Annotated in this window: 24 protein-coding genes; 16 read left to right on the forward strand and 8 right to left on the reverse strand. The window is 73.4% G+C overall.

The annotated features are described in order from the left end of the window. The first annotated feature begins 28 nt into the window (after positions 1 to 28). Together ACIRPX_RS20830 and ACIRPX_RS20835 are read left to right on the forward strand one after the other, a co-directional pair. Complete coding sequence (locus ACIRPX_RS20830) at positions 29 to 1,057, forward strand: SDR family oxidoreductase (protein WP_404196464.1); 1,029 nt, start codon at positions 29 to 31, stop codon at positions 1,055 to 1,057. 73 nt (positions 1,058 to 1,130) lie between these two features. Next, positions 1,131 to 1,946, forward strand: a complete 816-nt coding sequence (locus tag ACIRPX_RS20835) for a helix-turn-helix domain-containing protein (RefSeq protein ID WP_404196466.1) — start codon at positions 1,131 to 1,133, stop codon at positions 1,944 to 1,946. A gap of 350 nt (positions 1,947 to 2,296) precedes the next feature. On the opposite strand, the gene ACIRPX_RS20840 is transcribed toward ACIRPX_RS20835, so the two are convergent. After that, complete coding sequence (locus ACIRPX_RS20840) at positions 2,297 to 3,373, reverse strand: Lrp/AsnC family transcriptional regulator (protein ID WP_404196468.1); 1,077 nt, start codon at positions 3,371 to 3,373, stop codon at positions 2,297 to 2,299. 151 nt (positions 3,374 to 3,524) lie between these two features. Here ACIRPX_RS20840 and ACIRPX_RS20845 point away from each other — a divergent pair, with 151 nt between their 5' ends. Then, positions 3,525 to 4,466 (forward strand): alpha/beta hydrolase, encoded by a 942-nt coding sequence (locus ACIRPX_RS20845; protein WP_404196471.1) that lies wholly within the window; start codon positions 3,525 to 3,527, stop codon positions 4,464 to 4,466. A gap of 11 nt (positions 4,467 to 4,477) precedes the next feature. On the opposite strand, the gene ACIRPX_RS20850 is transcribed toward ACIRPX_RS20845, so the two are convergent. Then, positions 4,478 to 5,320, reverse strand: a complete 843-nt coding sequence (locus ACIRPX_RS20850) for a hypothetical protein (protein ID WP_404196474.1) — start codon at positions 5,318 to 5,320, stop codon at positions 4,478 to 4,480. Positions 5,321 to 5,810: 490 nt separating this feature from the next. Here ACIRPX_RS20850 and ACIRPX_RS20855 point away from each other — a divergent pair, with 490 nt between their 5' ends. Continuing rightward, positions 5,811 to 6,236 (forward strand): copper-binding protein, encoded by a 426-nt coding sequence (locus ACIRPX_RS20855; protein WP_404196477.1) that lies wholly within the window; start codon positions 5,811 to 5,813, stop codon positions 6,234 to 6,236. Between the two features lie 153 nt (positions 6,237 to 6,389). Here ACIRPX_RS20855 and ACIRPX_RS20860 read toward each other — a convergent pair whose 3' ends face one another. The 3 genes from ACIRPX_RS20860 to ACIRPX_RS20870 all read right to left on the reverse strand — a co-directional run bounded on the left by ACIRPX_RS20860 (position 6,390) and on the right by ACIRPX_RS20870 (position 7,535). Next, entirely contained in the window at positions 6,390 to 6,707 is a 318-nt protein-coding gene (locus ACIRPX_RS20860) for a UBP-type zinc finger domain-containing protein (protein ID WP_404196480.1), read from the reverse strand. A gap of 61 nt (positions 6,708 to 6,768) precedes the next feature. Beyond that, complete coding sequence (locus ACIRPX_RS20865; protein ID WP_404196482.1) at positions 6,769 to 7,182, reverse strand: VOC family protein; 414 nt, start codon at positions 7,180 to 7,182, stop codon at positions 6,769 to 6,771. Positions 7,183 to 7,265: 83 nt separating this feature from the next. After that, on the reverse strand, positions 7,266 to 7,535 hold the full coding sequence (locus ACIRPX_RS20870; protein WP_404196485.1) for a hypothetical protein: 270 nt from the start codon (positions 7,533 to 7,535) through the stop codon (positions 7,266 to 7,268). 224 nt (positions 7,536 to 7,759) lie between these two features. Between ACIRPX_RS20870 and ACIRPX_RS20875 the strand changes: the two genes are divergently transcribed. The 11 genes from ACIRPX_RS20875 to ACIRPX_RS20925 all read left to right on the forward strand — a co-directional run bounded on the left by ACIRPX_RS20875 (position 7,760) and on the right by ACIRPX_RS20925 (position 17,501). Next, a complete protein-coding gene (locus ACIRPX_RS20875; protein ID WP_404196488.1) occupies positions 7,760 to 8,464 on the forward strand; it encodes a response regulator transcription factor in 705 nt (234 codons plus the stop codon). Then, positions 8,461 to 9,861, forward strand: coding sequence for a sensor histidine kinase (locus ACIRPX_RS20880; protein WP_404196490.1), 1,401 nt, complete (start codon positions 8,461 to 8,463; stop codon positions 9,859 to 9,861). Before ACIRPX_RS20875 ends, ACIRPX_RS20880 begins: the two co-directional genes overlap by 4 nt. 173 nt (positions 9,862 to 10,034) lie before the next feature. Further along, a complete protein-coding gene (locus ACIRPX_RS20885; protein ID WP_404196493.1) occupies positions 10,035 to 10,472 on the forward strand; it encodes a hypothetical protein in 438 nt (145 codons plus the stop codon). After that, the gene (locus tag ACIRPX_RS20890) at positions 10,469 to 11,413 is read left to right on the forward strand and encodes an FAD:protein FMN transferase (RefSeq protein WP_404196496.1); all 945 of its coding nucleotides are present in this window, start codon (positions 10,469 to 10,471) and stop codon (positions 11,411 to 11,413) included. The genes ACIRPX_RS20885 and ACIRPX_RS20890 overlap by 4 nt, the downstream gene beginning before the upstream one ends. Next, positions 11,410 to 12,150, forward strand: coding sequence for a ferric reductase-like transmembrane domain-containing protein (locus ACIRPX_RS20895; protein WP_404196498.1), 741 nt, complete (start codon positions 11,410 to 11,412; stop codon positions 12,148 to 12,150). Before ACIRPX_RS20890 ends, ACIRPX_RS20895 begins: the two co-directional genes overlap by 4 nt. Then, complete coding sequence (locus tag ACIRPX_RS20900; protein WP_404196500.1) at positions 12,147 to 13,502, forward strand: NADH-ubiquinone oxidoreductase-F iron-sulfur binding region domain-containing protein; 1,356 nt, start codon at positions 12,147 to 12,149, stop codon at positions 13,500 to 13,502. Before ACIRPX_RS20895 ends, ACIRPX_RS20900 begins: the two co-directional genes overlap by 4 nt. Positions 13,503 to 13,507: 5 nt before the next feature. Further along, the gene (locus ACIRPX_RS20905) at positions 13,508 to 13,738 is read left to right on the forward strand and encodes a ferredoxin (RefSeq protein ID WP_404196503.1); all 231 of its coding nucleotides are present in this window, start codon (positions 13,508 to 13,510) and stop codon (positions 13,736 to 13,738) included. Positions 13,739 to 14,082: 344 nt separating this feature from the next. After that, a complete protein-coding gene (locus ACIRPX_RS20910) occupies positions 14,083 to 14,826 on the forward strand; it encodes a ferric reductase-like transmembrane domain-containing protein (RefSeq protein ID WP_404196505.1) in 744 nt (247 codons plus the stop codon). Then, the gene (locus ACIRPX_RS20915) at positions 14,823 to 16,553 is read left to right on the forward strand and encodes an FAD-dependent oxidoreductase (protein ID WP_404196508.1); all 1,731 of its coding nucleotides are present in this window, start codon (positions 14,823 to 14,825) and stop codon (positions 16,551 to 16,553) included. Before ACIRPX_RS20910 ends, ACIRPX_RS20915 begins: the two co-directional genes overlap by 4 nt. Further along, positions 16,550 to 16,831, forward strand: a complete 282-nt coding sequence (locus ACIRPX_RS20920; RefSeq protein ID WP_404196511.1) for a hypothetical protein — start codon at positions 16,550 to 16,552, stop codon at positions 16,829 to 16,831. Before ACIRPX_RS20915 ends, ACIRPX_RS20920 begins: the two co-directional genes overlap by 4 nt. Before the next feature lie 328 nt (positions 16,832 to 17,159). After that, positions 17,160 to 17,501: a WhiB family transcriptional regulator gene (locus tag ACIRPX_RS20925; RefSeq protein WP_404196514.1), complete on the forward strand. Its 342-nt coding sequence runs from the start codon at positions 17,160 to 17,162 to the stop codon at positions 17,499 to 17,501. A 26-nt stretch (positions 17,502 to 17,527) separates the two neighbouring features. Here the strand turns inward: ACIRPX_RS20925 and ACIRPX_RS20930 are convergent, their stop codons facing one another. The 3 genes from ACIRPX_RS20930 to ACIRPX_RS20940 are packed head-to-tail and all read right to left on the reverse strand — an operon-like array spanning position 17,528 to position 20,633. Next, entirely contained in the window at positions 17,528 to 17,890 is a 363-nt protein-coding gene (locus ACIRPX_RS20930; RefSeq protein ID WP_404196517.1) for an STAS domain-containing protein, read from the reverse strand. Next, positions 17,887 to 18,981, reverse strand: a complete 1,095-nt coding sequence (locus tag ACIRPX_RS20935) for a B12-binding domain-containing protein (RefSeq protein ID WP_404196520.1) — start codon at positions 18,979 to 18,981, stop codon at positions 17,887 to 17,889. Before ACIRPX_RS20935 ends, ACIRPX_RS20930 begins: the two co-directional genes overlap by 4 nt. After that, the gene (locus ACIRPX_RS20940; RefSeq protein ID WP_404196523.1) at positions 18,978 to 20,633 is read right to left on the reverse strand and encodes a PP2C family protein-serine/threonine phosphatase; all 1,656 of its coding nucleotides are present in this window, start codon (positions 20,631 to 20,633) and stop codon (positions 18,978 to 18,980) included. Before ACIRPX_RS20940 ends, ACIRPX_RS20935 begins: the two co-directional genes overlap by 4 nt. A gap of 237 nt (positions 20,634 to 20,870) precedes the next feature. On the opposite strand from ACIRPX_RS20940, the gene ACIRPX_RS20945 reads away from it, so the two are divergent. After that, entirely contained in the window at positions 20,871 to 21,935 is a 1,065-nt protein-coding gene (locus tag ACIRPX_RS20945; protein WP_404196526.1) for a substrate-binding domain-containing protein, read from the forward strand. Positions 21,936 to 21,947 lie beyond the last annotated feature (12 nt).

Here is a 21,947-nt window from a genome sequence, read left to right on the forward strand (position 1 = left end):
CGCCGGCCCGGCTGCCGACCATGAGGGCATGGCACACGTACTCGTCACGGGCGGAACCGGGTTTCTCGGTTCCCACACCATCGCCCAGCTCCTGACCGCCGGACACACCGTCACCACCACCGTGCGCTCCCTCGCGCGGCGCCCCGACGTCGAGCGGATGCTCACCGTGGCCGGAGCCCCGCACACGGACGGTGTCTCCTACCTGGAGGCGGACCTGACCTCCGACCGCGGCTGGGACCGAGCCATGGCGGAAGCCGACTACGTCCTGCACATGGCCTCACCGTTCCCGGGCACACGGCCGGCACACGAGGACGAGGTGATCGTCCCCGCTCGTGAGGGCACCTTGCGAGTCCTGCGCGCGGCCCGGGACGCGGGCGTGAAGCGCACCGTGCTGACCTCCTCCTTCGCGGCGGTGGGGTACGGACACGAGCGGACCGGGCGGACGTTCGACGAGAGTGACTGGACGAGGACGGACGGGCCGGGCGTGTCCGCGTACATCAAGTCCAAGGCCGTGGCCGAGCGGGCCGCGTGGGACTTCGTCGCGAACGAGCGCGACGGGCTGGAGCTGACGGTCGTCAACCCCGTGGGAATCTTCGGCCCGGTCCTCGGGCCGGACTACTCCGCGTCCATCCGGATCATCCACGCGATGATGACCGGCGGCATGCGGGCCGCGCCACCCATCTGGACCAACACGGTCGACGTCCGCGACGCCGCGGACCTGCATCTGCGCGCCATGACGGCGCCCCAGGCGGCCGGCCAGCGGTACCTGGCGCTCGCGGGCGAGCCGATCTCCTTCCACCAGATCGCCACGGCCGTGCGCGCACGGGTGGGCGAGGCCGCCGCCAAGGCCCCCACCGGCTCGGCCCCGGCCTGGCTGCTGCGCCTGCTCGCCACGGTCAGCCCGGCGCTGCGCGAGACGGTCCCGCAGCTGGGCGTGGTGCGCCGCGCCTCCAACGCGAAGGCCCGCAAGGAACTGGACTGGTCCCCGCGCTCCAACGAGGACGCAGTCGTGGCGACCGCGGAGAGCCTGGTCCGCCTCGGGCTCCTCAATGGGTAGGGCCATGGCCGGAAGGTCTGCCGGGCGTCGCCCGCCGGTGAGCCTTTCCGGCCGGGGCGCTAGCGTCGCACCCATGGCGTACGAGAGTGCCGACACCCTGGGCGCGTTCCTGCGGACCCGGCGCGGGCAGATCAGTCCGCAGCAGGCCGGGCTGCCTCCCGGCGAGCGGCGCCGGGTCCCCGGACTGCGGCGCGAGGAGGTCGCCCAGCTGGCGGGCATCAGCCCCGAGTACTACCTGCGGCTGGAACAGGGCCGCAACCTCAACCCCTCCGACCAGATCCTGACCGCCCTGGCGGGCGCGCTCCAGCTCGACGAGGACGCCATCGCCTACCTGCACCGTCTCGCCCACCCCGCGCCGCCCGCCCGCAGGCCACGCGGCCGCGCCCGTACGAACCAGGGCGATCTCCAGCCACTCCTGGACAGCTGGCCGCACACCCCCGCCTACGCCCAGGTGCCCAGCGGACGCGTCGTCGCCGCGAACCGGTCGGCCGTGCTCCTGTGCCCCTTCTTCGCCGTGGGCCACAACCCGCTCAGGGCCGCCTTCCTCGAACCCGAGATGCGCGGCCTCTACCCGGAGTGGGACGACATGACCGCCAAGACCGTCTCCGGCCTGCGTGCCATGATCGACATCGACGACGCCGACCCGGAGTTGCTGGAGACCATCGGCGAACTCACCGTCGCCAGCGAGCGCTTCAGCACCCTGTGGACCCGCCGTGAGGTCCGCCGCCGCGACACCGGCCGGACCCGGCTCAACCATCCGCTCGTCGGCGAACTCGACCTGCACTACGAGAAATTGGTGCGCCCGCAGGCCCGCCAGCTGATCGTCGTCTACTACGCCGAGCAGGACTCCACCAGCGCGGAGCGCCTCGCCCTGCTCAGCAGCCTCTGACACCGTGCGGGGACGGCCACGGCTCGTCTACGCCGGTGCGGTGCGGGCCGGTGGCGCGGCGCCGGTGCATCGGAACGCGACCGGTGCACGGGCCCCCGCCCTCGTCACCGTACGTGCGCGCCACGTTGGTCAGGCGGACCTTGTTGCACTGCACCCGTTCCGCCGGGGTGCACGCGACGCGGTGCAGTTCGGCGGTGAGCTCCTCCTCGTACGCCAGGGGATACGGCGAGACGAAGTCGAGGATGTACCCGGGCTCGCCCAGGTACAGCGAGGCCGGCGGCGGCAGATCGCCGTCCCGCAGCGCGTCCCGGCAGTTGGGCTCTCGATCGGTGACGCCCGGGCGGTCGGCGTCAGGGTCGGCGACTTCGCCGGTCTGCTCCTGACGTGCCGCGCGCCGGGCGCGGCGGCCTCCTCGCGCGGTTCGCCTCCATCACCGGTGGGGGAGTGCGTTTGACGGCGCGGCTGACGACGGCCGTCTCGACGTGGGTGATGCCCAGGCCGGCCAGATCGCGGGAGAGGAAGTCGTACAGGGCCGAGAGATGGGGGAAGTACGCGGCGGCATGCAGGTTGGAGGGTCCGGATGTCGCGAACGCGCCGTGCACCGCGGGGTGCTGGGCCAGAGCCCGGCCGGCGGCGGCCAGATGGTCGGGGGGCACGTGCAGCAGCAGCTTGGCCTCGATGGACAGCCCCAGACGGCGTGGATCCACCAGGACCTGGGTGATCAGGCGGCCCTGGGAGGTCAGGCGGGCGAGGCGGCGGCGCACCGTGCTCTCCGGGTGCCCGGTGCGGGCGGCCAGGTCCGCCGCGGTCAGGCGCGCGTCGGGGGTGAGGGCGTCGATGAGCGACTGCTCCAGGGCGTCGGTGTCGACGCCGTACAGGCCCGCGGAGCCGGAAGCCGTCGCCGCGGCGACCGGTTCGGCAGGGCCCAGCGCCGTGCGTTCGGCCGCGGTCAGCACCTGGTGACGCCACTCGGAGGTGAGCCGGAAGACGTGCAGGATGGTGGCGCTCTCCAGGGACGTCACCGCCTGGGTGGAGGGCAGTTGGCGGAAGACCAGGGGGTCGCGCGAGCCCGGCTCGGTGCGTGCCACCGCGAAGATCTCGTCGCCCGAGGTGGTGACGTCGATGAACGGGATGTCCTCGCGCGCCGCGAGCGCGGCCACGATCGTGTCGAGCTTTCCCCGCAGGACCCGGATGCGCAGGAACAGGGCCCCGGCCGAACCCCCGCCGCGCGGGCGCGCCACCGGTGAGATCACCACGCGCACGGTGCCGTCGGCGCCGAGCGCGTGCAGGCGACGGCGCACCGTGGCGGGGTTGAGCCCCAGCACGTGGGCCGCCCGCTCCGCGGTGAGGCGGCCGTCGCACTGCAGCGCGGCCACCAGCCGCTGATCCAGGAGGCTCAGTACGGAATCCGCCGATGTGTGCGCCATGAAGGCGAGTTTCGCTCATTCGGCGCCGCTCGGCGCCCATCTCGGGGACCGCGCGCCAAGCATGGACGGCATCCGCTGCGGCCCGTCCCCGACGGAGTGCCGGAATCGGTGGACCGAGCCGCGCCCACGACCGTTCATCATGGAGGTCCCTGTGCCGACGTTCACGCAACGGGAGAAAGTCCGTTTCACCAGCGGTGACACCACATGTGCCGCATGGCACTACCCGGGGGTCAACGGCGGCTGCGTGATCATGGCCGGCGGCACCTCGGTGACCAAGGAGCCGGCCTCGGACCAGTTCGCCGCGCGATTCAACGACGCCGGCTTCACGGTCCTGGCCTTCGACCACCGACGGTTCGGGGAGAGCGGAGGCGTGCCGCGCCAGATCGTCCGCTTCGACGAGCAGATCGCCGACTGGCACGCCGCGATCGGTCACGCGGCCGGCCTGCCGGACGTCGACCCGGAAAGGATCTCGATCTGGGGCTTCTCGCTGGCGGGCGGCCACGTCTTCCGTGTCGCGGCCGACCATCCGCACCTGGCCTGCGCGATCGCGCAGACCCCACTGGTCGACGGCCGCGCCGTCGCACCCCACGCGCTGCGCTCCATGACACCCCTCGCCGTGCTGCGCCTGTTCGGCCGCGGCATCGCGGACGCACTCGGGGGCCTCGCCGGGCGGCAGCCGCTGCTGGTCCCGACCGCCGGGCCGCGCGGTGCCGTCGCCTCGCTCACCACGCCCGACGCCATGGACGGCGACCGGGCCCTGGACCCCGACCGCCGCCACACCAACTGGGAGCAGACCGTCGCCGCACGGCTCGTGCTGAAACTCGGCGGATACCGGCCCGGCCGCCACGCCTCCCGGATCCGGTGCCCCCTGCTGGTCGTCGTCTGCGACCAGGACCAGAGCGTGCTCCCCGCTCCTGCCGTGCGGGCCGCCCGGACCGCACCTCGATCCGAAGTGGTCCACCTGTCGGGCCGCCACTACGCCCCGTTCCTCGAGTCGCACGAACAGGCCGTCGCGGCGCAGATCGCCTTCCTGGAGAAGCATCTGAGCACCGCGATCACGGGTGAGGCCGGATCGTCCGCGCGGTCGACCTGACCGCAGGGGGTTCAGGGGCGTTCGTAGAACTGCAGGAAGCCGCCGACGCAGAAGCAGAGTGCGCCGGTGAGGGTGCCCCAGTTGGCGATGTGGGTGTTGACGAGGCTGCCGGTGGAGTGGCGGGTGTAGGCGGCGAGTGCCGAGACCATGAAGAGGACGGAACCGAGTTGGTTCACGGCGACGATCCACCAGCCGAGGCTGCGCCGGTGGACGCAGGGCCGGCCGTGGCAGACCTCGGCGAGCGCGAGGTGGCCGGAGACCAGGAAGAGGACGCAGCCCACGACGTCCGGAGTCCAGATCAGCCGGTTGACCTGCCGGACGCTCAGCCCCTGGAGGAAGGAGTCGAGCAGGTTGATGCCGAAGACGAGGGTGCCGGTGAACAGGACGAACGTGCTGAGCCAGTCGAGTCGCGTCGGTTCGTAGCTCCACCAGCGCCAGCCGCGGGTGACCAGTCGGGCTTCGCCGCCGGGGACGTGGCGGGGTGCGTTGATCACCTGGAGCAGTGAGGCGTAGCCGCCGGTGGTGAAGAAGATCCCGCCCGCGAAGTAGACCGAGGCACAGGTGACGGCGTCGCCGGAGCCGAACTCGGCGATGGCGGCTCCGGCCATGAAGAGGGCGCCGCCGATGACGAAGGCGGTGGAGGCGATGGAGTTGAGCCTGCGCAGTCGGGCCGTGCCGAGGTCGTCGGCGCTGGTGTGCCGGCTCTCGGTGGTTCCCGGTGGGTGGACGAGGAGCACACCAAGCCGTCGGGCCGGGCGGGACTCCCAGACGGCGCTGCCACCGTCGGGAAGGTGCCAGGCCAGCCGGGTGGTGAACGGTCCGGCGCCCTCGGCGCGCTGCTCGGGCTGCGTCACAGACCGAGGGTAGAGCCATGCCGGGGCCCGCGCAGAGTGCGACGCCGGCCGGGCGTGGGCCGTGCCGCGCACGGTGCCGGAGCCATGACGGGGCTGCCTCTCGTCGCCCTCACGCACGCCCCCGCACGTATCGGGTCGGGGCGCTCGCCGGGGCGAAGCGCACCGGCGGCGACCGCGACCCGCGCGTGAGCGCCCAGTGTTCCACCCGGGCGAAGCCGTCGGCGAGCCGCAGGCCGGGCACGGTGTCGAGCGGTGGGCCATGCCCGGGCGGCCCGGAACGCCGAGGCCGTGCTGAGGCCGTCATGGAGGACGGCGCACCGGTCGGCGGGTCCTCCCGGTCGATCGCCCCCTGCTGGGGCGATCTCCGGGGACGACGTCCCAGTATCACTGAACAGCTGGGCAAGGCCGCTCGTATCTCCCATTGAGGGCTCTCCCGGCAGACGCGGACAAGCCCGACGTCTCGTGGCGGGCCCCGAAGGGGATGAGCCGCATGGCAATCTCGGCACACACGAGCCGTACCGCACTTCGTACGACCGGGGTGGCCTTCTGCGCCGCACTCGTCCTGGCCGCCTGCTCCGGCGGGGGCGGTGGTCAGGCGAAGGGGCCGGCGAGTTCCGGCGCGGGCACGGCCGGCTCGGGAACCCGGGTGACGGTCACCGAGACCGAGTACGCGCTGAAGCTGTCCCAGTCGTCCTTCACGCCCGGCACGTACACCTTCGTCACCGACAACGCCGGCAAGATCACGCATGCGCTGTCGATCGTGGGCCCCGGTGTGCAGGACGCCAGGACCAAGAACATCCAGGGCGGCCGGCAGGCGACGCTGACGGTCACCCTGAAGAAGGGCGCGTACGACCTGTACTGCCCGATCCCCGGTCACAAGCAGCTCGGGATGGACCAGCCCATCCAGGTCCGCTGAGCGCGTGGCGGGAGGCCTTCCGGCGGCAGGTGGAACCGCTCGCGCACGTCCTTCTCACGGCGCCCACTTCGGAGCGGTCATCGACGAGTGGCCGTGGGCGGACGGACACCGGACGCGGCAGCCACGTCCCCGGCCTTCCGTGCGCGGCGATCCTCAGGCGGGGTCCGGCCTGTGCAGGAACACCTCGTCGACGTAGCACCAGGCCCAGTTCTCTCCCGGTTCCGCCGAACCCGCGAGGGGGTGCCCGCTGGCCTCGAAGTGAGCGGTCGCATGGGCGAGCGGCGCGCTGTCACTGCATCCGGCGTGCCCGCAGGTCAGACAGATCCGCAGACGCCTTTCCCGGTGTCCTCGGGCGGCGCACTGCGGGCACACGTCGCTCCGGGGCGCCGGCGTGGGACCCGCGTCTTCGAGGTGGACGCAGGTGCGGCCCTCCGGGCGGCCGCCGTCGGGCCGCAGCACCCACTCGGTCACGATGCCACCTCCGGCTGCCGCTGACGGGTGCCGCCGCGACGGCCCCCCTGCCGCGCTCGTCCTACCACGCCTGACCGGGCCGGTAGGTGCCGGCGCTCCATTCGTGGCCCTCCGGGTCCAGGACGCGGGCGCGGCGGCTGCCCCATGGCGTGTCCTCGGGCGGGATGACCTCACGCCCACCGGCGTCGACAGCGCGGCGATACCAGTCGTCGACGTCGGCCGCTCCGGCGAGCCAGAGATACAGCCCGCTGCCGCTGCTGACGCCGCGGAGGGGTGCGACGGTGTACTCGTTGTCGGCGCTGGCGAGCATCAGCGCGATCTCTCCCATGCGCACTTCCGCGTGCGCGACACGGCCGTCGGGGCCCTCCTGGCGTACGAGGACATCGAATCCGACGGCTTTCAGCCACTCCAGGGCCGACGGGGCGGAGGCGTAGCTGAGGTAGGCGTGAAGTCGGGCGGGCACGGCGTCGGACATGGTCTCTCCCGGTGGGTCGGCTCCTTCGGTTGATTCGCCTCGTGCCCGCTCGGAGGATGCGTCTCTCCCGGAGAATCCGGGAGTCAGGACGCTCCGCTCGTCGTCTGCGGCTGCTGCGTGGTGGAGCCCGGCGCGTTGGCCGGGGCCTGGGACCGCTGGTGGTCGCCGGACGAGTGCTCGACGGCGTCCGACGCCAGCGAGGAGACGCTGGGCAGGACGTGGGCGTAGCCGGCGCCGAGCAGCAGGGCCGCGGCTGTCGCGGCGCTGGCGGTCCTGCGGGTCGTGCTGCCCACCCGCAGGAGCCCGCGGTCGCGTCGCCGTACCGGGTCGGGCTCGTGCGTGGGTTCGTACATGGGCCGGGGCCTCCTTCAGATGAAGCCGGTGCCGCGAGGCGGACGCCCGGGCTCGCGGACGCCCTGTCCCCAGCTTGCGCCCGGCCGCGTCGGAAGGACGTCGGGGAAACGTTCAGAAGTGGCAAAGCCGGGCGACCGCGGCGCTGTCGCGGCAGCGTCCCCCGCATGCGTCCGGTTCTCGGGCCGATCCGGGGAGTCGCCCGCGTCGTCCTACGCTTGGTGCCGTGGAACAGGAAAGCGGCCCTCGGGCCGACCCCGACGGGTACTCCGTGCTCGTCGTCGAGGACGACCCCGGTCTCGCGGGGTCGCTGCTGCGCGGTCTGGTCCGGGCGGGGTACCGGGCGAGCAGTGCCGACACCGCACGGGGTGCGCTCACCCACGTACCGTCGCCCGACGTGGTCCTGCTCGACCTCGGGCTGCCGGACATGGACGGCATCGAGCTCTGCCGGCTGCTGCGGCGGCGGTCGGACGCGGCGATCATCGTGGTGACCGCGCGCGGCGAGGAGGGCGACCGGGTCGCGGCCCTCGACGAAGGCGCTGACGACTACCTCGTCAAGCCCTTCGGGCTGGCGGAGCTGCTGGCCCGGATCAGGGCCGTGCTGCGGCGCACCCGCCCGTCCGCGCCGGAACTGCTGACTCACGGCCCGCTCGTGGTCGACCCGCGCACCCGCAAGGTGACGGTCGGCGGGGTGGACGTCGCGCTGACGCCCAAGGAGTTCGACATCCTCCACTGCCTCGCCGCCGATCCCGGACGGGTCGTGACACGCCAGGAGATCCTGGAGCGTGCCTGGGACGCGCACTGGTACGGGCCCACCAAGGTGCTGGACGTCCACATGGCCGCGTTGCGCCGCAAGCTGGGCGTGCCCGGCCTGCTGGAGACGGTCTACGGTCGGGGCTTCCGTCTCGGCGAGGTGGGACCGGTGCGGTGACCCGCCGTATCGCACTCAGCGTTCTCGCCCTCATCACCGCGATTCTGGTGCTCGCGGTGGTGCCGCTCGGGCTGCTCATGACGGAGCGCGAGCAGACCTCGTTCCGGGACGAGGCGGCCGCGAGGGCGCGGGCGGTCGCCGCCGCCGCCGAGGAGCACCTGTCGGACCGGAAGTCCGACGCGTCGGCGCGGGCCCTCGTCGAGGAGGCCCACGAGAGGGGCGACTGCGCGACCGTCTACGACAGCGCCGGCCACGAGCTGCTGTCGACATCGTGCTCCGACGTGGCCGACGACGATTCCGCGGGGCTCGTCTCCTCGGTGCTCGCCCGTCCCGGCACCCGGGTGCTCCAGGACGACCAGTGGCTGACGACCGCCGTGCCGATCGGGGACGCCTCGGATCCCGTCGGGGTCGCCGTCCTGAGCCGGGCCGCCGATCCGCTGCACGACCGGATCCTGGCGATGTGGGGCTGGCTCACGTTGATCGCCGTCGGCGCGCTCGGCGCGGCCGTACTGATGTCCGTGCTGCTGGCCCGCTGGGTCGGCCGGCCGCTGCGGGTGCTGGACGACTCGGCGCAGCAGCTGGGGGAGGGGGCGCTGGACGTGCGGGCACCGGACGAGGAGGGACCTCAGGAGGTGCGCCGCCTCGCCGCGACGTTCAACACGATGGCCGCGCGCACCGAGGCCCTGGTGCACGGTCACCGTGCGGTGGTCGCCGACGTCTCGCACCAGCTGCGGACGCCGCTCGCGGCGCTCCGGCTGCGGCTCGACCTGCTCGCCGCCGACGCGGAGGGGGACACGGCCACGGAACTGGCCGACGCGCAGGGGGAGATCGCCCGGCTGTCCCGGCTGGTGGACGGCATGCTGGCGGTGGCGCGCGCCGAGCACGCGGTGCCCCGGCCGGTGCCGGTCCGGGTGGATCGGCTGGTGACCGAGAGGGTCGCCGCCTGGGAACCCGTCGCCGACGCGGGCCGGGTCCGGCTCGCTGCCGAGTGCCGGCCCGGACTCCTGGCGTTCCTCGGAGAGGGCGATCTGGAGCAGGTGCTGGACAACCTGGTCGCCAACGCCCTCGACGCGGTTCCGGAGGGCGGCCAGGTGCTGATCACCGGCAGACGGCAGGGCGGGGCGGTTCAGCTGCGGGTCGTCGACAACGGTCCCGGGATGACCCGCGCCGCGCGGGACAGCGCGTTCCGCAGATTCGGCAACCACGAGGCGACCGGTACCGGGCTGGGCCTGGCCATCGTCCACCGGCTGGTCACGGCCAACGGCGGCACCGCCGAACTGCTGGACACGCCCGGTGGCGGGCTGACCGTGGCCCTGTCCCTGCCCGAGCCCCGGCGCGGGCGTGAGCGCGGTGGCGGCCGGTCCCAGCGCGGCGGTCCGGCGGCGAACGGCACCTGACTCGTGCCCGTGGGCATGCCCTGACCTGCGTGTATGCGCATCTTTGCGGGTTCTGAAGGATTCCTGAACCGGTTCCCGACGTCCGACTGCGCAGGCTGGAGGACGGATACCCACAGGTGCCCCGCCGGGAGCGGAACGCTCGCCGACGGCGCACCGACGGCCGAGGAGGAACCATGCCCCACCCCGACCACCCCACGCCGTCCGGTGCCGTGCGGCGCCGGGAGCGCGGTCTGAGCCGGGTCGGAAGCACCACCCGCTGGGTGGCCGTCGCGGCAGCGGCCGGCTCCGTGGCGCTCGCCACCGGGTACGCCCAGGCACTGCCCGGACAGTCCTCGCCGCCGTCCGGGAACGCCTCCGGGACCGGGGCGCCCGCGCCCGCCTCCACCACACCCGGCCCCGCCTCCGGCGCGTCCGCCGCGTCGCGGCCCCCGGCGCACACCCCGGCCCCGTCCGGGACCCCCCGGCCCACCCTCACGACGCCGCACGCGACCGTGCCGCAGCGGACGACCCCCGTCGCCCCGCCGACGACGCGTTCGGCGGCGCCCGCACCCGCCACCAAGAGCCCCACACCGACCCCCCAGCCCTCCCACACCACGTCGGGTTCGTCATGACCGCCGCCACACAACCGGCGTCGGTCTCCTTCCGGGCGCTCGGCACCACCGCCTCGCTGCTGGTCACCGACCCGGGCGCGCTGGAGGCGGCACGGCACGTCCTCGACGCGGAACTGGCCGCCATCGACGTGGCGTGCAGTCGTTTCCGCCCCGACTCGGAGCTGTCGCGCGCCAACGCCGCGCCGGGCGCCGTCCACGAGGTCGGCGCGCTGTTTGCCGAGGCACTGGACGTCGCCCTGCGGGCGGCCGAGACGACCGAGGGCGTCGTGGACCCCACCGTCGGCAGCGCCGTACGGGCGCTGGGTTACGACGTCACGTTCGCCGCGCTGCGGCCGCAGGACGCGACCCCCGTCCGCGTGGCCGGACCGGCCGCGGGCTGGCGGGCGGTCGAATGGGACCGCGCCGCCCGGCGGCTGCGGCTGCCCCCGGGCATCGCGCTCGACCTCGGGGCGACCGCCAAGGCCCTCGCCGCGGACCGGGCTTCTCGCCGCGCGGCCGAGGCGACCGGCTGCGGTGTCCTGGTCAACCTGGGCGGAGACCTCTCCGTAGCGGGCGAGGCGCCGCCGGGCGGATGGCGGATCGCCCTCGCCGACGACCACGCGGCCCCCGACACCGAGGGACGGCCCACGGTGAGCGTCACCGGAGGCGGACTCGCCACCTCCGGCACCGCCGTGCGCACCTGGCGCCGCGGCGGACGGCGACTGCACCACATCGTCGACCCGTTCACCGGCGACATCCCCGCCCCGGTCTGGCGTACGGTCAGCGTCGCCGCCGCCGACTGCGTGGCGGCCAACACCGCCAGCACCGAGGCCGTGGTCCTCGGCGAACGGGCCCCGGCCCGTCTGCGCGCGGCGGGACTGCCCGCGCGTCTGGTCCGCGTGGACGGACGCGTCGAGCGGGTGTGCGGCTGGCCCGAGGACACCGCGGGAGGCACCCGGTGACCGCCCTCGTGACGCTGGCCGCCGCCGGCCCCAGCCCGCTGTGGTACGCGACCCGGGCGGGCGGCACCGTCGCCCTGGTCCTGCTCACCGCGACCGTCGCGCTCGGCATCGCCGTGGGCGGCCGGTACGAGCCGCAGCGGATCGCCCGCTTCGAGGTGAGCGCCCTGCATCGCAATCTGTCGGTGCTGACCCTGGTCTTCCTGGCCCTGCACATCGTCACCGCCCTTCTCGACACCTTCGTCCACCTGGGCTGGCTCGCGACGGTCGTGCCGTTCGTCTCCTCGTACCGGCCGCTGTGGCTGGGGCTCGGCACGGTCGCGTTCGACCTGCTGCTCGCGGTCGCGCTCACCAGCGCGGTACGGCTGCGCCTGGGGCAGCGGCGGTGGAAGGCCGTGCACTGGCTGGCCTACGCCGCCTGGCCGGTGGCGCTCTTCCACGCCGCCGGAACCGGCACCGACACCCGGCTCCCGCAGCAGCTCGCCCTGTACTTCGCCTGTCTCGCCGTCGTCGTGGGCGCCGTCTGGTGGCGCCTGTACCGGGCGGGTCCGGGCCGGGTCGCGGCACGGCTGTGGGCCGGTGTCACGGCGGCGGCCGTGCCCGTGGTGCTGGTCGCGTTCATGAACTCCGGTCCGTTGCAGCCCGGTTGGGCACACCGCGCGGGAGGAACCGCGCCGGTGGCGACGGTCGCCGGACAGCCGGCGCCCGTGCCGGCCGAGGATGGGGGAGGCTCCGAATGACCGACGCGATGACCGACGGACGTACCGCCCCGCGGGTCGGCGACGGCAGTGAGGGCATGCAGGGCCCGTACGGCTCCAGGCTGCTGCACGGCTGGTACGCCACCGGCGGCGCGGCCGATGTCGAGGAGCACCTGGGACGCTACGGTCCGCCGCCCTTTCCGCGTACCGCCGGCGCGGCCGACCGGCTGGTGCGCGCGGTGGAGGACGCCGGGCTGACCGGAAGGGGCGGCGCCGCCTTCCCCACCGGCCGCAAGATGCGGACCGTCGCCGCCGGCAAGGGCACCGCCGTACTCGTCGCCAACGGCATGGAGAGCGAGCCCGCCAGCAGCAAGGACGAGACCCTGCTGGACCTCGCCCCCCACCTGGTGCTGGACGGCATCGCCCTGGCCGCCGCCGGGGTGGGTGCGGACGAGGCGCACCTGGTCCTGCCGCGCACGCGGCAGGACCAGGCCCGCGCGCTGCGCGAAGCGGTCGAGGAGCGCCGGCGGCTGGGCCTCGACTGGGTGCCGGTCCTGGTGCACGAACTGCCCCACCACTACGTCTCCAGCGAGGAGACGTCCCTGGTGCGCTGGCTCAACGGCGGCGACGCCCGCCCGCTGGCCACTCCGCCGCGCCCCTTCGAGAAGGGAGTCGCCCGCCGCCCCACCCTGATCGACAACGTGGAGACCCTTGCCCACCTCGCCCTGATCGCCCGCTACGGCCCCGGCTGGTTCCGTGGTGCCGGACGCCCCGACGCCCCGGGCACCACCCTCGTCACGCTCTCCGGCGCGTTGCACACCCCGGGCGTCTACGAGGTGCCGATGGGCCTGCCGCTCGGCGAGATGCTGGACATCGCCGGCGGGGCCTCGCAACCGCTCGGGTCCGTACTGCTGGGCGGCTTCTTCGGCAGCTGGCTGCCGGCCGGGCAGGCGCTGCGCGTGCCCTTCACCAAGTCGGACCTGGCGGCGCTCGGCGCGGGACCCGGTGCCGGGGTGGTCGTGGCGCTGCCCGCCCACGTGTGCGGACTCGCCGAGGCGGCCCGGGTGCTCGGGCATCTCGCGGCGCAGAGCGCACGGCAGTGCGGGCCGTGCCGGCTCGGACTGCCGGCCGTCGCGACGGACTTCGCCGAACTCGCGCACGGCCGGTGCGGACCGGGCCAGTTGCAGCGGCTGGAGGGCCGGGTGGGACTGCTCGCCGGGCGGGGCGCCTGCCGGCACCCCGACGGCGCCTCACGCTTCGCCGCGACGGCCTTGCGGGTCTTCGCCGACGACGTGCACCACCACCTGAGGTACGGGCCCTGCGCGGCGGCCGGACACGAACCCGTCCTGCCGCTTCCGCACACACCCGCGCCCGGCGACCGGGACTGGAGGTGACCGCCATGACCGCCACGCCCTCTCCCGGATCGCACACCGTCGGGATCGACCGCATCGCCTGCGACGGCTACGGCCTGTGCTCCGAGCTCCTCCCGGAGCTGATCGAGTTGGACGAGTGGGGCTATCCGATCGTGGGATCGGCCCCGCTGACGGGCGAAGCCCTGGCGCACGCGCGGCGCGCGGTGGCCGCCTGCCCGGCACTGGCCCTGCGCCTGGACCGGGCGCCGAGGGGCTGATCGCGTCCCGCCGTGCCGCTGTCGGGCACGTCGTCGCCGGAACCTTCGCGCAAAGCCCCCACCCCGGCACGGGATTCAGAGGACATTCAGAGGTTGTCCACGGAACCGGCTCAAACCATACGCCAAAACGGACAACTCCATTCATTTTCAAGGGATTTGCCTTCCGGAAGGCCCCGATCCGCTGTCTGGATTCGTGTAGCGTCTGCGGCCGGCGGCGCGCCGCCTGTGCGGGAAACGGGGGCATTGGTGTCACCCCCGCGCGAATGCACTCCACGTGCGGCGGCTCCGACCGGCCGGCCCGCACCCTGCGTTCCGCGGGCACGTCGATGCGAGGAGCTCACAACATGCCGAGGGACAGGGTGCCCACCGGTTGCCGTCCTGCCGTCGTCCGAAGAGCCAGGTGGCTGGTCGTGGCCGTGACGGTGCTCGGCCTCAGTGCCTTCCTGGCGCCCGAGGCCGTCGCCGCGCCGCCGATACCGGGGTCACCGCTGGACGCGTATCGCGCACACGTTCCCTACGACGTGGGTGCGCACAAGATCGCCCGGCTGGCCGCGCTCATCGCCTACGTCCTGATGGTCTCGACCGTCGTCCTCGGTGTGATGCTCCGGCTTCGGTTCATGCAGCGCGCCGTCAACAGGGCCACGTTCTACGGGGCCCACATGACGCTGGCCCTCTCGGCGATGATCTTCGGTGGAATCCACGGTCTGACCTTCCTCTACCAGCCGATATGGCGGATCGGCTGGACACAGCTGGCCCTTCCCTTCTCGGGCGGCCTCCAGCGGATACCGGTGGGCCTGGGCATTCTCGGGACGGAACTGGCGATCGCCGTGGCCTGTTCGGTGTGGCTGCAGAACCGCCTGGGCTACCACCGTTGGCTGCGGGTGCACCAGTTCGCCTACGTCTCCTTCGCCATGATCTGGCTGCACGTCTTCCTGGTCCACCCCGAACCGCGGCATCTGAACCTGGTCGCGGTCAGCGTGGCGACCGGTGCCGGCACGGTCCTCGTGGCCTTCCTCATCCGTGTCTTTCCCTCGCGCTCCAGACTTCGCCGCCGGGCCTTCCCGACCGAGGCCGGAGCCGCCAGGTGACCCCTTCGCACGCCGGGCAGCCGCCGGAGCACCTCCCGCCCACGGCCCAGGAACACGGTCATGGGGTCGTACCCTTCATCCCCCAGCAGAGCCAGCAGGGGCTCGTGCGCCCCGCCGCGGTGCCGGGCCCACGGCAGGCCCCGGCCGAGGTCGCGGCCGTACCCGCGATCCCGGCCGAGTCGTTCGACCTGCCCCGGCCCGTACTGGTCCCGGAGGACGAGCCCGTCCGGATCAGCGTGGACAACAACCGCTGCCACATCTACGGGATCTGCCAGCAGGAGGCGCCCGAGGTCTTCCGGATCTCCGAAGGCGGCTCCCTGCACTACACCCGCGCCGTGCCGGCGCAGTTCGCGGCCAAGACGCGCCAGGCCGCGCGGTGCTGCCCCATGCAGGCGGTCAAGATCGAGGGAGGGCGCACCCGCACCTCCCGCAGCCCCGGCGAGCGGCCTCCCGGAAATCCGCTGCGCAGCGGGTCGTCGGCACGGGCGAGCCGCCGGCGCATCGTCGTCGCGGGCGCGGGGCTGGCCGGCCTCAGCGCCGCGAGCCGCCTCAGGGAACGGGGCTTCGACGGGGAGATCGTCATGGTGGGCGAGGAGTCGCACCGCCCCTACAGCCGCCCGCCCCTGTCCAAGCAGTTCCTTGCCGGGGAACTGGCGGCGGAGCAACTGGCGTTCAGGGCGGAGGAGGAGCTGGACGCCCACTGGCTGCTGGACACCGGCCTGGTCGGCCTGGACCTGTACGGATCGGCCGTGCATCTCCGGGGCGGCGAGCGGATTCCCTTCGAAGGGCTGGTGCTGGCCACCGGGGTGGACGCCAAGCGCCTTCCCGAGGCGCCGCTGTTCAGCGACCGTATCCGCACGATCCGCAGTCTGGGGGACGCGGTCGCCGTCCGGCGGGCGATGGAGGCCCAGCAGGCCCGCCACGTGGTGATCCTGGGTGGCGGATTCGTCGGCTGCGAACTGGCCTGCACGCTCCGCGACCACGGTCTGGAGGTCACCCTCGTCGTGCACAGCGCGCCGCTCCTGCGCAGGGTCCTCGGCGAGCGGGTCGGTGCCGTGGTCGCCGACATCCAGGGCCGGGCGGGCGTCGACGTACGGCTGGGCACCACGATCACCGACTGGCAGGACCACGGCGACGTCCTCAGGCTGCGCCTGGACGACGGCGAGCTGATCGACGCGGACTTCGTCGTCCTCGGTCTGGGCAGCGAACCGCGCACGGAATGGCTGCGCGACAGCGGACTGGACGTCTCCGACGGCGTGCTGTGCGCTGCCACCTGCCATGCGGTCGACCACTGGGGCCGGCCGACTCCGCACGTGGTCGCGGCGGGCGACGTGGCCCGCTGGCCCAACCTGCGCTTCGACGCCGAGCCGCGCCGTACCGAACATCTCATCCACGCCGTGGAGATGGGACAGCACGCCGCGGACGCGCTGCTGCGCGGTCCGGAGCGTGCCGCCCGCTTCGCACCGGTCCCGCGCTTCTGGTCCGAGCAGCACGGCACCCGCATCCAGGCCGTGGGCAACCCGTCCCTCGGAACGGATGTGGAGATCACCGAGGGATCGCTGCGTGCCGAGCGCTTCGTGGCCCGCTACACCCGCGAGACGCCGCACGGCCCGCAGATCGTGGCGGCCGTCGCCTTCGACATGCCCTTGGAACTGCTCGAATACCGCGATCAGATCGGCCGTTCCCGTCGGCGTTCGCGGGCCCTGAACAGAAGGAGCCGACGATGAGCCGAGCCGGACGTTCTCGTGGCCGCCGCGCGGGCAGCCCCCCATCCGGTGGCCCGCTGCGCTGGGTCCTGAGCCTGCCCGCCCGTCTGCACCTGCGCTGGCTGGTGATCCTCGTGGTGACCGCGGCGGTCATGGGCGCGTACGCCAGAGTCCTGGTCACCGCCGCGCCGATGCCGCCGAGCAAGCCGCCGGCCCCGCCCGCGTCCGGCGGCGAACACTCCGGCGCGGACGCCGCTGCGGACGCGACGGGGACGGGGCACGACCGCACGAGGCGCTGAGCCCGCTGCCCGGCCGTACGAAGCCGGCGGCCGGGCTTCCCCGGCCAAGCGGATCACTGCGCAGAAGTGCCCAGGCCGGGCCCGTCGGACTCCGCCGGCGGGCCCGGATGCCGCCCGCGCGGGCGTGTCCGTCACCGTGGTCCACGCGAGCCGGGCCGCGGGCCGGAGTTCGGCGAGGCCCAGGCGGTCGCGGAGAGCACCCTCTGGCTCTGGCATAAATCGGGCATCCTCCCTTACCGTGAGACGAGCCTCTGCCGGGCGTGCGGTACGGCCGCGTGCCGCAGCCATCGCCCGCACTGCATGCAGTCGGGCCGACCAGAGGTGCACCATGACCGGCTCGTTTCACGCATCCCCGGACCACCGCGACTGGCGTGACCGGGCAGCTTGCGTCGGGGAGGACCCGGAGGTCTTCTTCCCGCTCTCCGACTCCACCGTCTCCGAGGCCGACGCCCGCTATGCCCGGGCGGTGTGCCGGCGGTGCCCCGTGCTCGTCTCCTGCCGCACCTGGGCGATCGACCACGGCGAGGACGACGGCATCTGGGGGGCGACGACAGCCGGCCAGCGGCGCGCCATCCGAAGGGCCGTGACCGAGCCGGTCCGCGCCGTCCACGGATCAGCGGGGGAGGGCCGCTACGACGGCCCGGACAACGCCCCGGACCTCGAAGAATGACCGGTCCGGCCCGTTGCCGCCGCCCCTCAGGTCTCCGGAGCCTTCGGGGCGCCGGGGGCGCTCCCCGTGAGGTAGGCGAAGGTGCCGGTGATCTCCAGGAGACGGTCCAGGTGCGCGGGGCGGTCCTCGAGATGGAGCCGGACGTCCGCGGCCATGGTGCGGCGGCGGATCATCAGCAGGATGGACAGGCCCATGGAGTCGGTCACGCCGAGCCCGGCGCAGCGCAGGTGCAGGTGGCCGAGGTCCGGCCGTGCGGCGAGGTGCGCGGTGACCGTGTCCAGGAGCCGGTCGGCGGTGTCGTAGTCGAGGTCGCCGTCGATCTCGATCCGGAGCCTGTCTCCGGTGCCGGCCAGGGTCAGCTGCAGGTGAGTGGGCGGCAGCGTCGTCATGCCGGGCTTCCCGTCGCGCCGTGTGACGTGGCGAGGACCCGGGTGCCGTGTTCGAGGATGCGGCAGGCCCGCGGGAAGTCCTTGAGCTCCGTGGCCAGGAGACGCAGCGCCGGCGGCAGACTGTGCGCGGGCACGCCCCGCGCCACCAGCACGTCGGCGGTCCAGGCCAGGAAGTGGGCGAAGAGCTCCTGGTCGTCGAGGTAGAGGGCGACGGCGAGGAACTCCACGATGTGCGCGAGGTCCTCCGCCGTGCGCTCACGCTGCATTTCGCTGTAGGCGCGCATGGCGGGGACGGCATCTTCCAGGCCGGTGAAGACACTTCGCACCAGGGACGTGCTGTTGCGGGCGACCAGGGTGTACTCCTGATCGGCCAGATGCGGCAGATCGTCGACCTCCTGGTGGCCCGTGCGCGGGCGGGGCAGCGGTCCGCGGGCGAGGACGTCGGCGGCGGCACGGGCGTCGGGGGCCCATGCCTGCGCGCCGAGCCGTGCCGCGTGCCGGCCGTCGGACCCGAAGGCGGCGCCGCCGACCAGCACGGGTACGCCGACGGCCTGGCAGGCGGTGATCGTGGCGTGCGCGGTGGGCAGCCTGCTGGCGATCGAACCGGAGAGCGCGACCGCGTCCGCGCCGGTGTGGTGCAGATGGGAGATGAGGTGCGGGGCCGGTACCTGGGCGCCGAGGTAGTCGACCCGCCAGCCGCGCAGCTTCAGCACCTCGGCCAGCAGGCGGGCGGGCAGCGCGTGCCACTCACCGTCCACGCAGGCCACGGTGATCCGCCCCCGGGCGGGGGCGGTGCGCGCGGAGGGATGCAGGGCGAGGGCGGCCACGACCCGTTCGCTGATGGCGGTCGCGGCGTGTTCCCGGGCGACGCTGATGCGGTTGGCGGCCCACTCCTCGCCGATCCTGCCCTGCACGGCCGCGATCACGTCCAGCAGCATGCTCTCCGCGTCCAGCCCCTCGTCCAGGGCGCGCAGCACCAGTTGCGTCGCCGCGTACTCGTCGCCGGCCAGAACCGTTCTCCACAGGTGGCCGGTCAGTTCCTCGAGGGTGGTGCCGTCGGCGGGGCAGGGTGGTGAGGTGCTGGTGCTCATGTGGTGCGCCTGCCCCGGATACGGCCGTTCACCGTGCTGAGGTGGCCGGTGCGGGGTGCGGAGATGACGACGACGGCCATGTCGTCGTGGCGCCGGTCGCCGAGCCACTGCGCGGCGAGCATCTGGACGTGTGCCACGATTCCCTCCGCCGGCATGCCCGCGCACCCGGCGAGCGCGCGCCGCAGACGCTCCTCGCCGAACAGGGCGTCGCCCATCGGCCCGCCCCTGGCCTCGGTGATTCCGTCCGTGTAGAGGACGCAGGACTCTCCCGGCGCCAAGGTGACGGAAACGCTGTGGGCGGCGACATCCGGCATGGCCCCGACCAGAGTGCCCCGGGTGTCGGCCTCGGTGACGGTGCCGTTCGCGCGGATGATCAGCGGACGCGGATGGCCGGCGCTGGTCAGCCTGAGGTCCACCGTGCTGCCCGTGCGGACGGCGGAGGCCAGGATCAGGGTCGCGAACCGGGTGCTGTCGGAGTTCAGCAGCGCGGTGTTGAGCAGGCCGAGCATTCGCTGGTGGTCGTCGGCCAGGGGCAGCAACGCGTGCAGGGTGTTGCGGATCTTGCCGGTCAGTACGGCCGCCTCCACGCCCTTGCCGCACACGTCCCCCAGCGCGACGAGGGAGGCTTCGCCCTCCACGGTCGCGGGATGCACGTCGTAGAAGTCGCCGCCGATCCGCTCGTGGTCGGCCGACGGCCGGTAGCCGCCCGCGAAGTCCACCCCCGAGATCCGGTGCAGTTCCGGGGGGAGCAGTTCCCGCATGAGGACCTCGGTGATCGCATGCTGCTCCGCGTACAGGCGCGCGGCCGACATCGCCGCCCCGGACCGCGCGGCGAAGAGACGGGCGAAGGCCTCCTCCTCCTCGGTGAAGGTGGCCGTGTCCGAGCGGCGCAGCAGGACGAGCGCCCCGGCCGGGACGCCATGCCCGGGCAGTGCGGTGATCACTATCGAGCCGGCGGAGCCGAAGCCCTCGGGGATCAGCCACCCGGGGGCCGAGGACGGATCGATCCACCGCGAGGGCACCGGAGGGAAGCCGCGCAGCGCCTCGCCCAGGCCAGGAACGTCGTTCGGGTCCACCGGCTCCTGGGAGCGCGTGGGGATGCCGCCCTTCAGGCAGGTCACCACCGGCAGCCCGCGGCCACGGGCCGGCGCGATGACCAGGGCTGCGTCCGCGAGCCTCTCCGAGGCCAGCTGCGCGGTCACTTCCATGCAGCGCCGCAGATTGAGCGAGGACTGCAGGGCGCTCGACGCTTCGGAGAGGAACGCGGTCCGCTCCCGCTCCAGGCGCAGGGCTTCCCGCGCCTGCCGGCCGTCGGTGTCGTCGACCAGCCACCACACCACGGTGCCGTCCTCGTGCACGCCGGGGTGCGCCCGGAAGCGTCGCCCACCGATCACCCCCACGGGCGCGGGGTCCACGGCCGAGCCCGCGAACCGCCCGGGAAGAGGCAGCGCTTGGTGTGCCGCGGCCAGCCACGCCGGAGCCGTGTCGGCCAGGGACCTACCCGGACTGGCCATGGGCAGGCAATCACCGGCGACGCCGTTGCGGGCCAGCACCGTGCCCCCTGCGTCGGCGATCAGGACGGGATGGGGAGCACTGGCCCACAGGGCGTCCGACCTTGCGTCGGTACGGCTCTGTTCAGGGGGGTAACCCATACTCGAGGATCCGCTGGGCGAATCCCTCACCTCATCCGGTCGCAGAAAAAAGTTGCCTGAAGGCAACGATCGCTCACGTGCCCCTCCTGTGGCAACCATGCCTGTGCATCTGCGTCAACGTTCTGGATGCGGACCGGGTGACGGCCGCAGATCGCGTGTTGTTCCGGGACCGGGGTGACACCCGCCGTTCATGCCCGGCGGCAGGGAATGTTGGATTCCGCGAGGACGCTCCCCGGTGTGAGACGTATCGCAGGGATCGTCCTCGCGGTCCTGCTGATCGGTGGCGTGGTGGCCGCCGTCGTCGCAGGCCGGTACGACGAGGACAGGAGCACGGCAACGAAGACCGTGCGGATGGTGATCGGATCGGAGAAGGCCGAGTACTTCGCCGATCCGGACGTGGTGCGGGCCCTCGCCGCCAAGGGCTACACCGTACGGGCCGAGACCTCCGGGTCCTGGGCCATGGAGGGGCTCGACCTCAAGGGGTACGACCTCGCTTTCCCGTCCAGTCAGGCGCCCGCCGTCGAGCTGGCGAACCGGTACAAGGTGCGCGGGACGCTTCCCAGGCCGTTCTACTCGCCCCTCGTCGTGGTGGCTCACCGCGGCACTGCCCGGGTGCTCGCGGCGAACGGCCTCGCGACCCTGGACAGCGGGCACCGCGGCACCCTGAAGATGGCTGCCTATCTGGCCGCGGCCCGTGACGACCGCACCTGGCAGCAGCTCAGGGGGACGGGTGGACACGGAGAGTTGAGCGGGACGCTCCTCATCTCCAGCACCGATCCCGAGTCCTCCAACTCCGGTGCCCTCTACCTCGCCGCCGCGTCCTACGTGGCGAACGGCGGACGGGCGGTCGCCGGGAAGGCGGGCCTCGACCGCACCGAGCCGCTGCTCAGGAAGCTCGTCACCGTGCAGGGGGCCCAGCAGTCCAGTTCGGACGCCGTGTTCCGGGACTTCGTCAGCGGCGCCGGCAACCCGCTGGTCTGGGTCTACGAGTCACAGGTCGCCTCGCTTCTCACGCGCGGGCAGCAGCCCGGCGACCTGGTCGTGCTCTACCCGGACACCACGGTCAACAGCGACCACACCGTCGTGCCGATGACGGACAGGGGCCAGGCGCTCGCCGAACTCCTCTCCACCGATGAGGAGTTGCGGCGGCTCGCGGTCCGGCACGGTTTCCGGCCGCAGGGCGCCGCCACCGAGTTCGCCTCGGCCGGCACTTTTCTCAAGCACGAACTGACCGGCGTCCGGCAGGCGCCCGTGCCCACCTCCGCGGTGCTGCACGAGATGGCGCGCCGGGCGCGCGGATGAACGGGGGACCGG

The sequence above is a fragment of the Streptomyces sp. NPDC101225 genome (assembly GCF_044767585.1).
Classification (GTDB): domain Bacteria; phylum Actinomycetota; class Actinomycetes; order Streptomycetales; family Streptomycetaceae; genus Streptomyces.

Excerpts from the sequence above, each read along its gene's own strand:
- ACIRPX_RS20840 (WP_404196468.1), bottom strand. The coding sequence starts at position 3,373 with ATGGCGCACACATCGGCGGATTCCGTACTGAGCCTCCTGGATCAGCGG.
- ACIRPX_RS20855 (WP_404196477.1), top strand. The coding sequence starts at position 5,811 with ATGGCAATCTCGGCACACACGAGCCGTACCGCACTTCGTACGACCGGG.
- ACIRPX_RS20910 (WP_404196505.1), top strand. The coding sequence starts at position 14,083 with ATGCCGAGGGACAGGGTGCCCACCGGTTGCCGTCCTGCCGTCGTCCGA.
- ACIRPX_RS20900 (WP_404196500.1), top strand. The coding sequence starts at position 12,147 with ATGACCGACGCGATGACCGACGGACGTACCGCCCCGCGGGTCGGCGAC.
- ACIRPX_RS20830 (WP_404196464.1), top strand. The coding sequence starts at position 29 with ATGGCACACGTACTCGTCACGGGCGGAACCGGGTTTCTCGGTTCCCAC.
- ACIRPX_RS20885 (WP_404196493.1), top strand. The coding sequence starts at position 10,035 with ATGCCCCACCCCGACCACCCCACGCCGTCCGGTGCCGTGCGGCGCCGG.
- ACIRPX_RS20925 (WP_404196514.1), top strand. The coding sequence starts at position 17,160 with ATGACCGGCTCGTTTCACGCATCCCCGGACCACCGCGACTGGCGTGAC.
- ACIRPX_RS20905 (WP_404196503.1), top strand. The coding sequence starts at position 13,508 with ATGACCGCCACGCCCTCTCCCGGATCGCACACCGTCGGGATCGACCGC.
- ACIRPX_RS20865 (WP_404196482.1), bottom strand. The coding sequence starts at position 7,182 with ATGTCCGACGCCGTGCCCGCCCGACTTCACGCCTACCTCAGCTACGCC.
- ACIRPX_RS20835 (WP_404196466.1), top strand. The coding sequence starts at position 1,131 with ATGGCGTACGAGAGTGCCGACACCCTGGGCGCGTTCCTGCGGACCCGG.
- ACIRPX_RS20890 (WP_404196496.1), top strand. The coding sequence starts at position 10,469 with ATGACCGCCGCCACACAACCGGCGTCGGTCTCCTTCCGGGCGCTCGGC.
- ACIRPX_RS20870 (WP_404196485.1), bottom strand. The coding sequence starts at position 7,535 with ATGTACGAACCCACGCACGAGCCCGACCCGGTACGGCGACGCGACCGC.
- ACIRPX_RS20940 (WP_404196523.1), bottom strand. The coding sequence starts at position 20,633 with ATGGGTTACCCCCCTGAACAGAGCCGTACCGACGCAAGGTCGGACGCC.
- ACIRPX_RS20920 (WP_404196511.1), top strand. The coding sequence starts at position 16,550 with ATGAGCCGAGCCGGACGTTCTCGTGGCCGCCGCGCGGGCAGCCCCCCA.
- ACIRPX_RS20930 (WP_404196517.1), bottom strand. The coding sequence starts at position 17,890 with ATGACGACGCTGCCGCCCACTCACCTGCAGCTGACCCTGGCCGGCACC.
- ACIRPX_RS20935 (WP_404196520.1), bottom strand. The coding sequence starts at position 18,981 with ATGAGCACCAGCACCTCACCACCCTGCCCCGCCGACGGCACCACCCTC.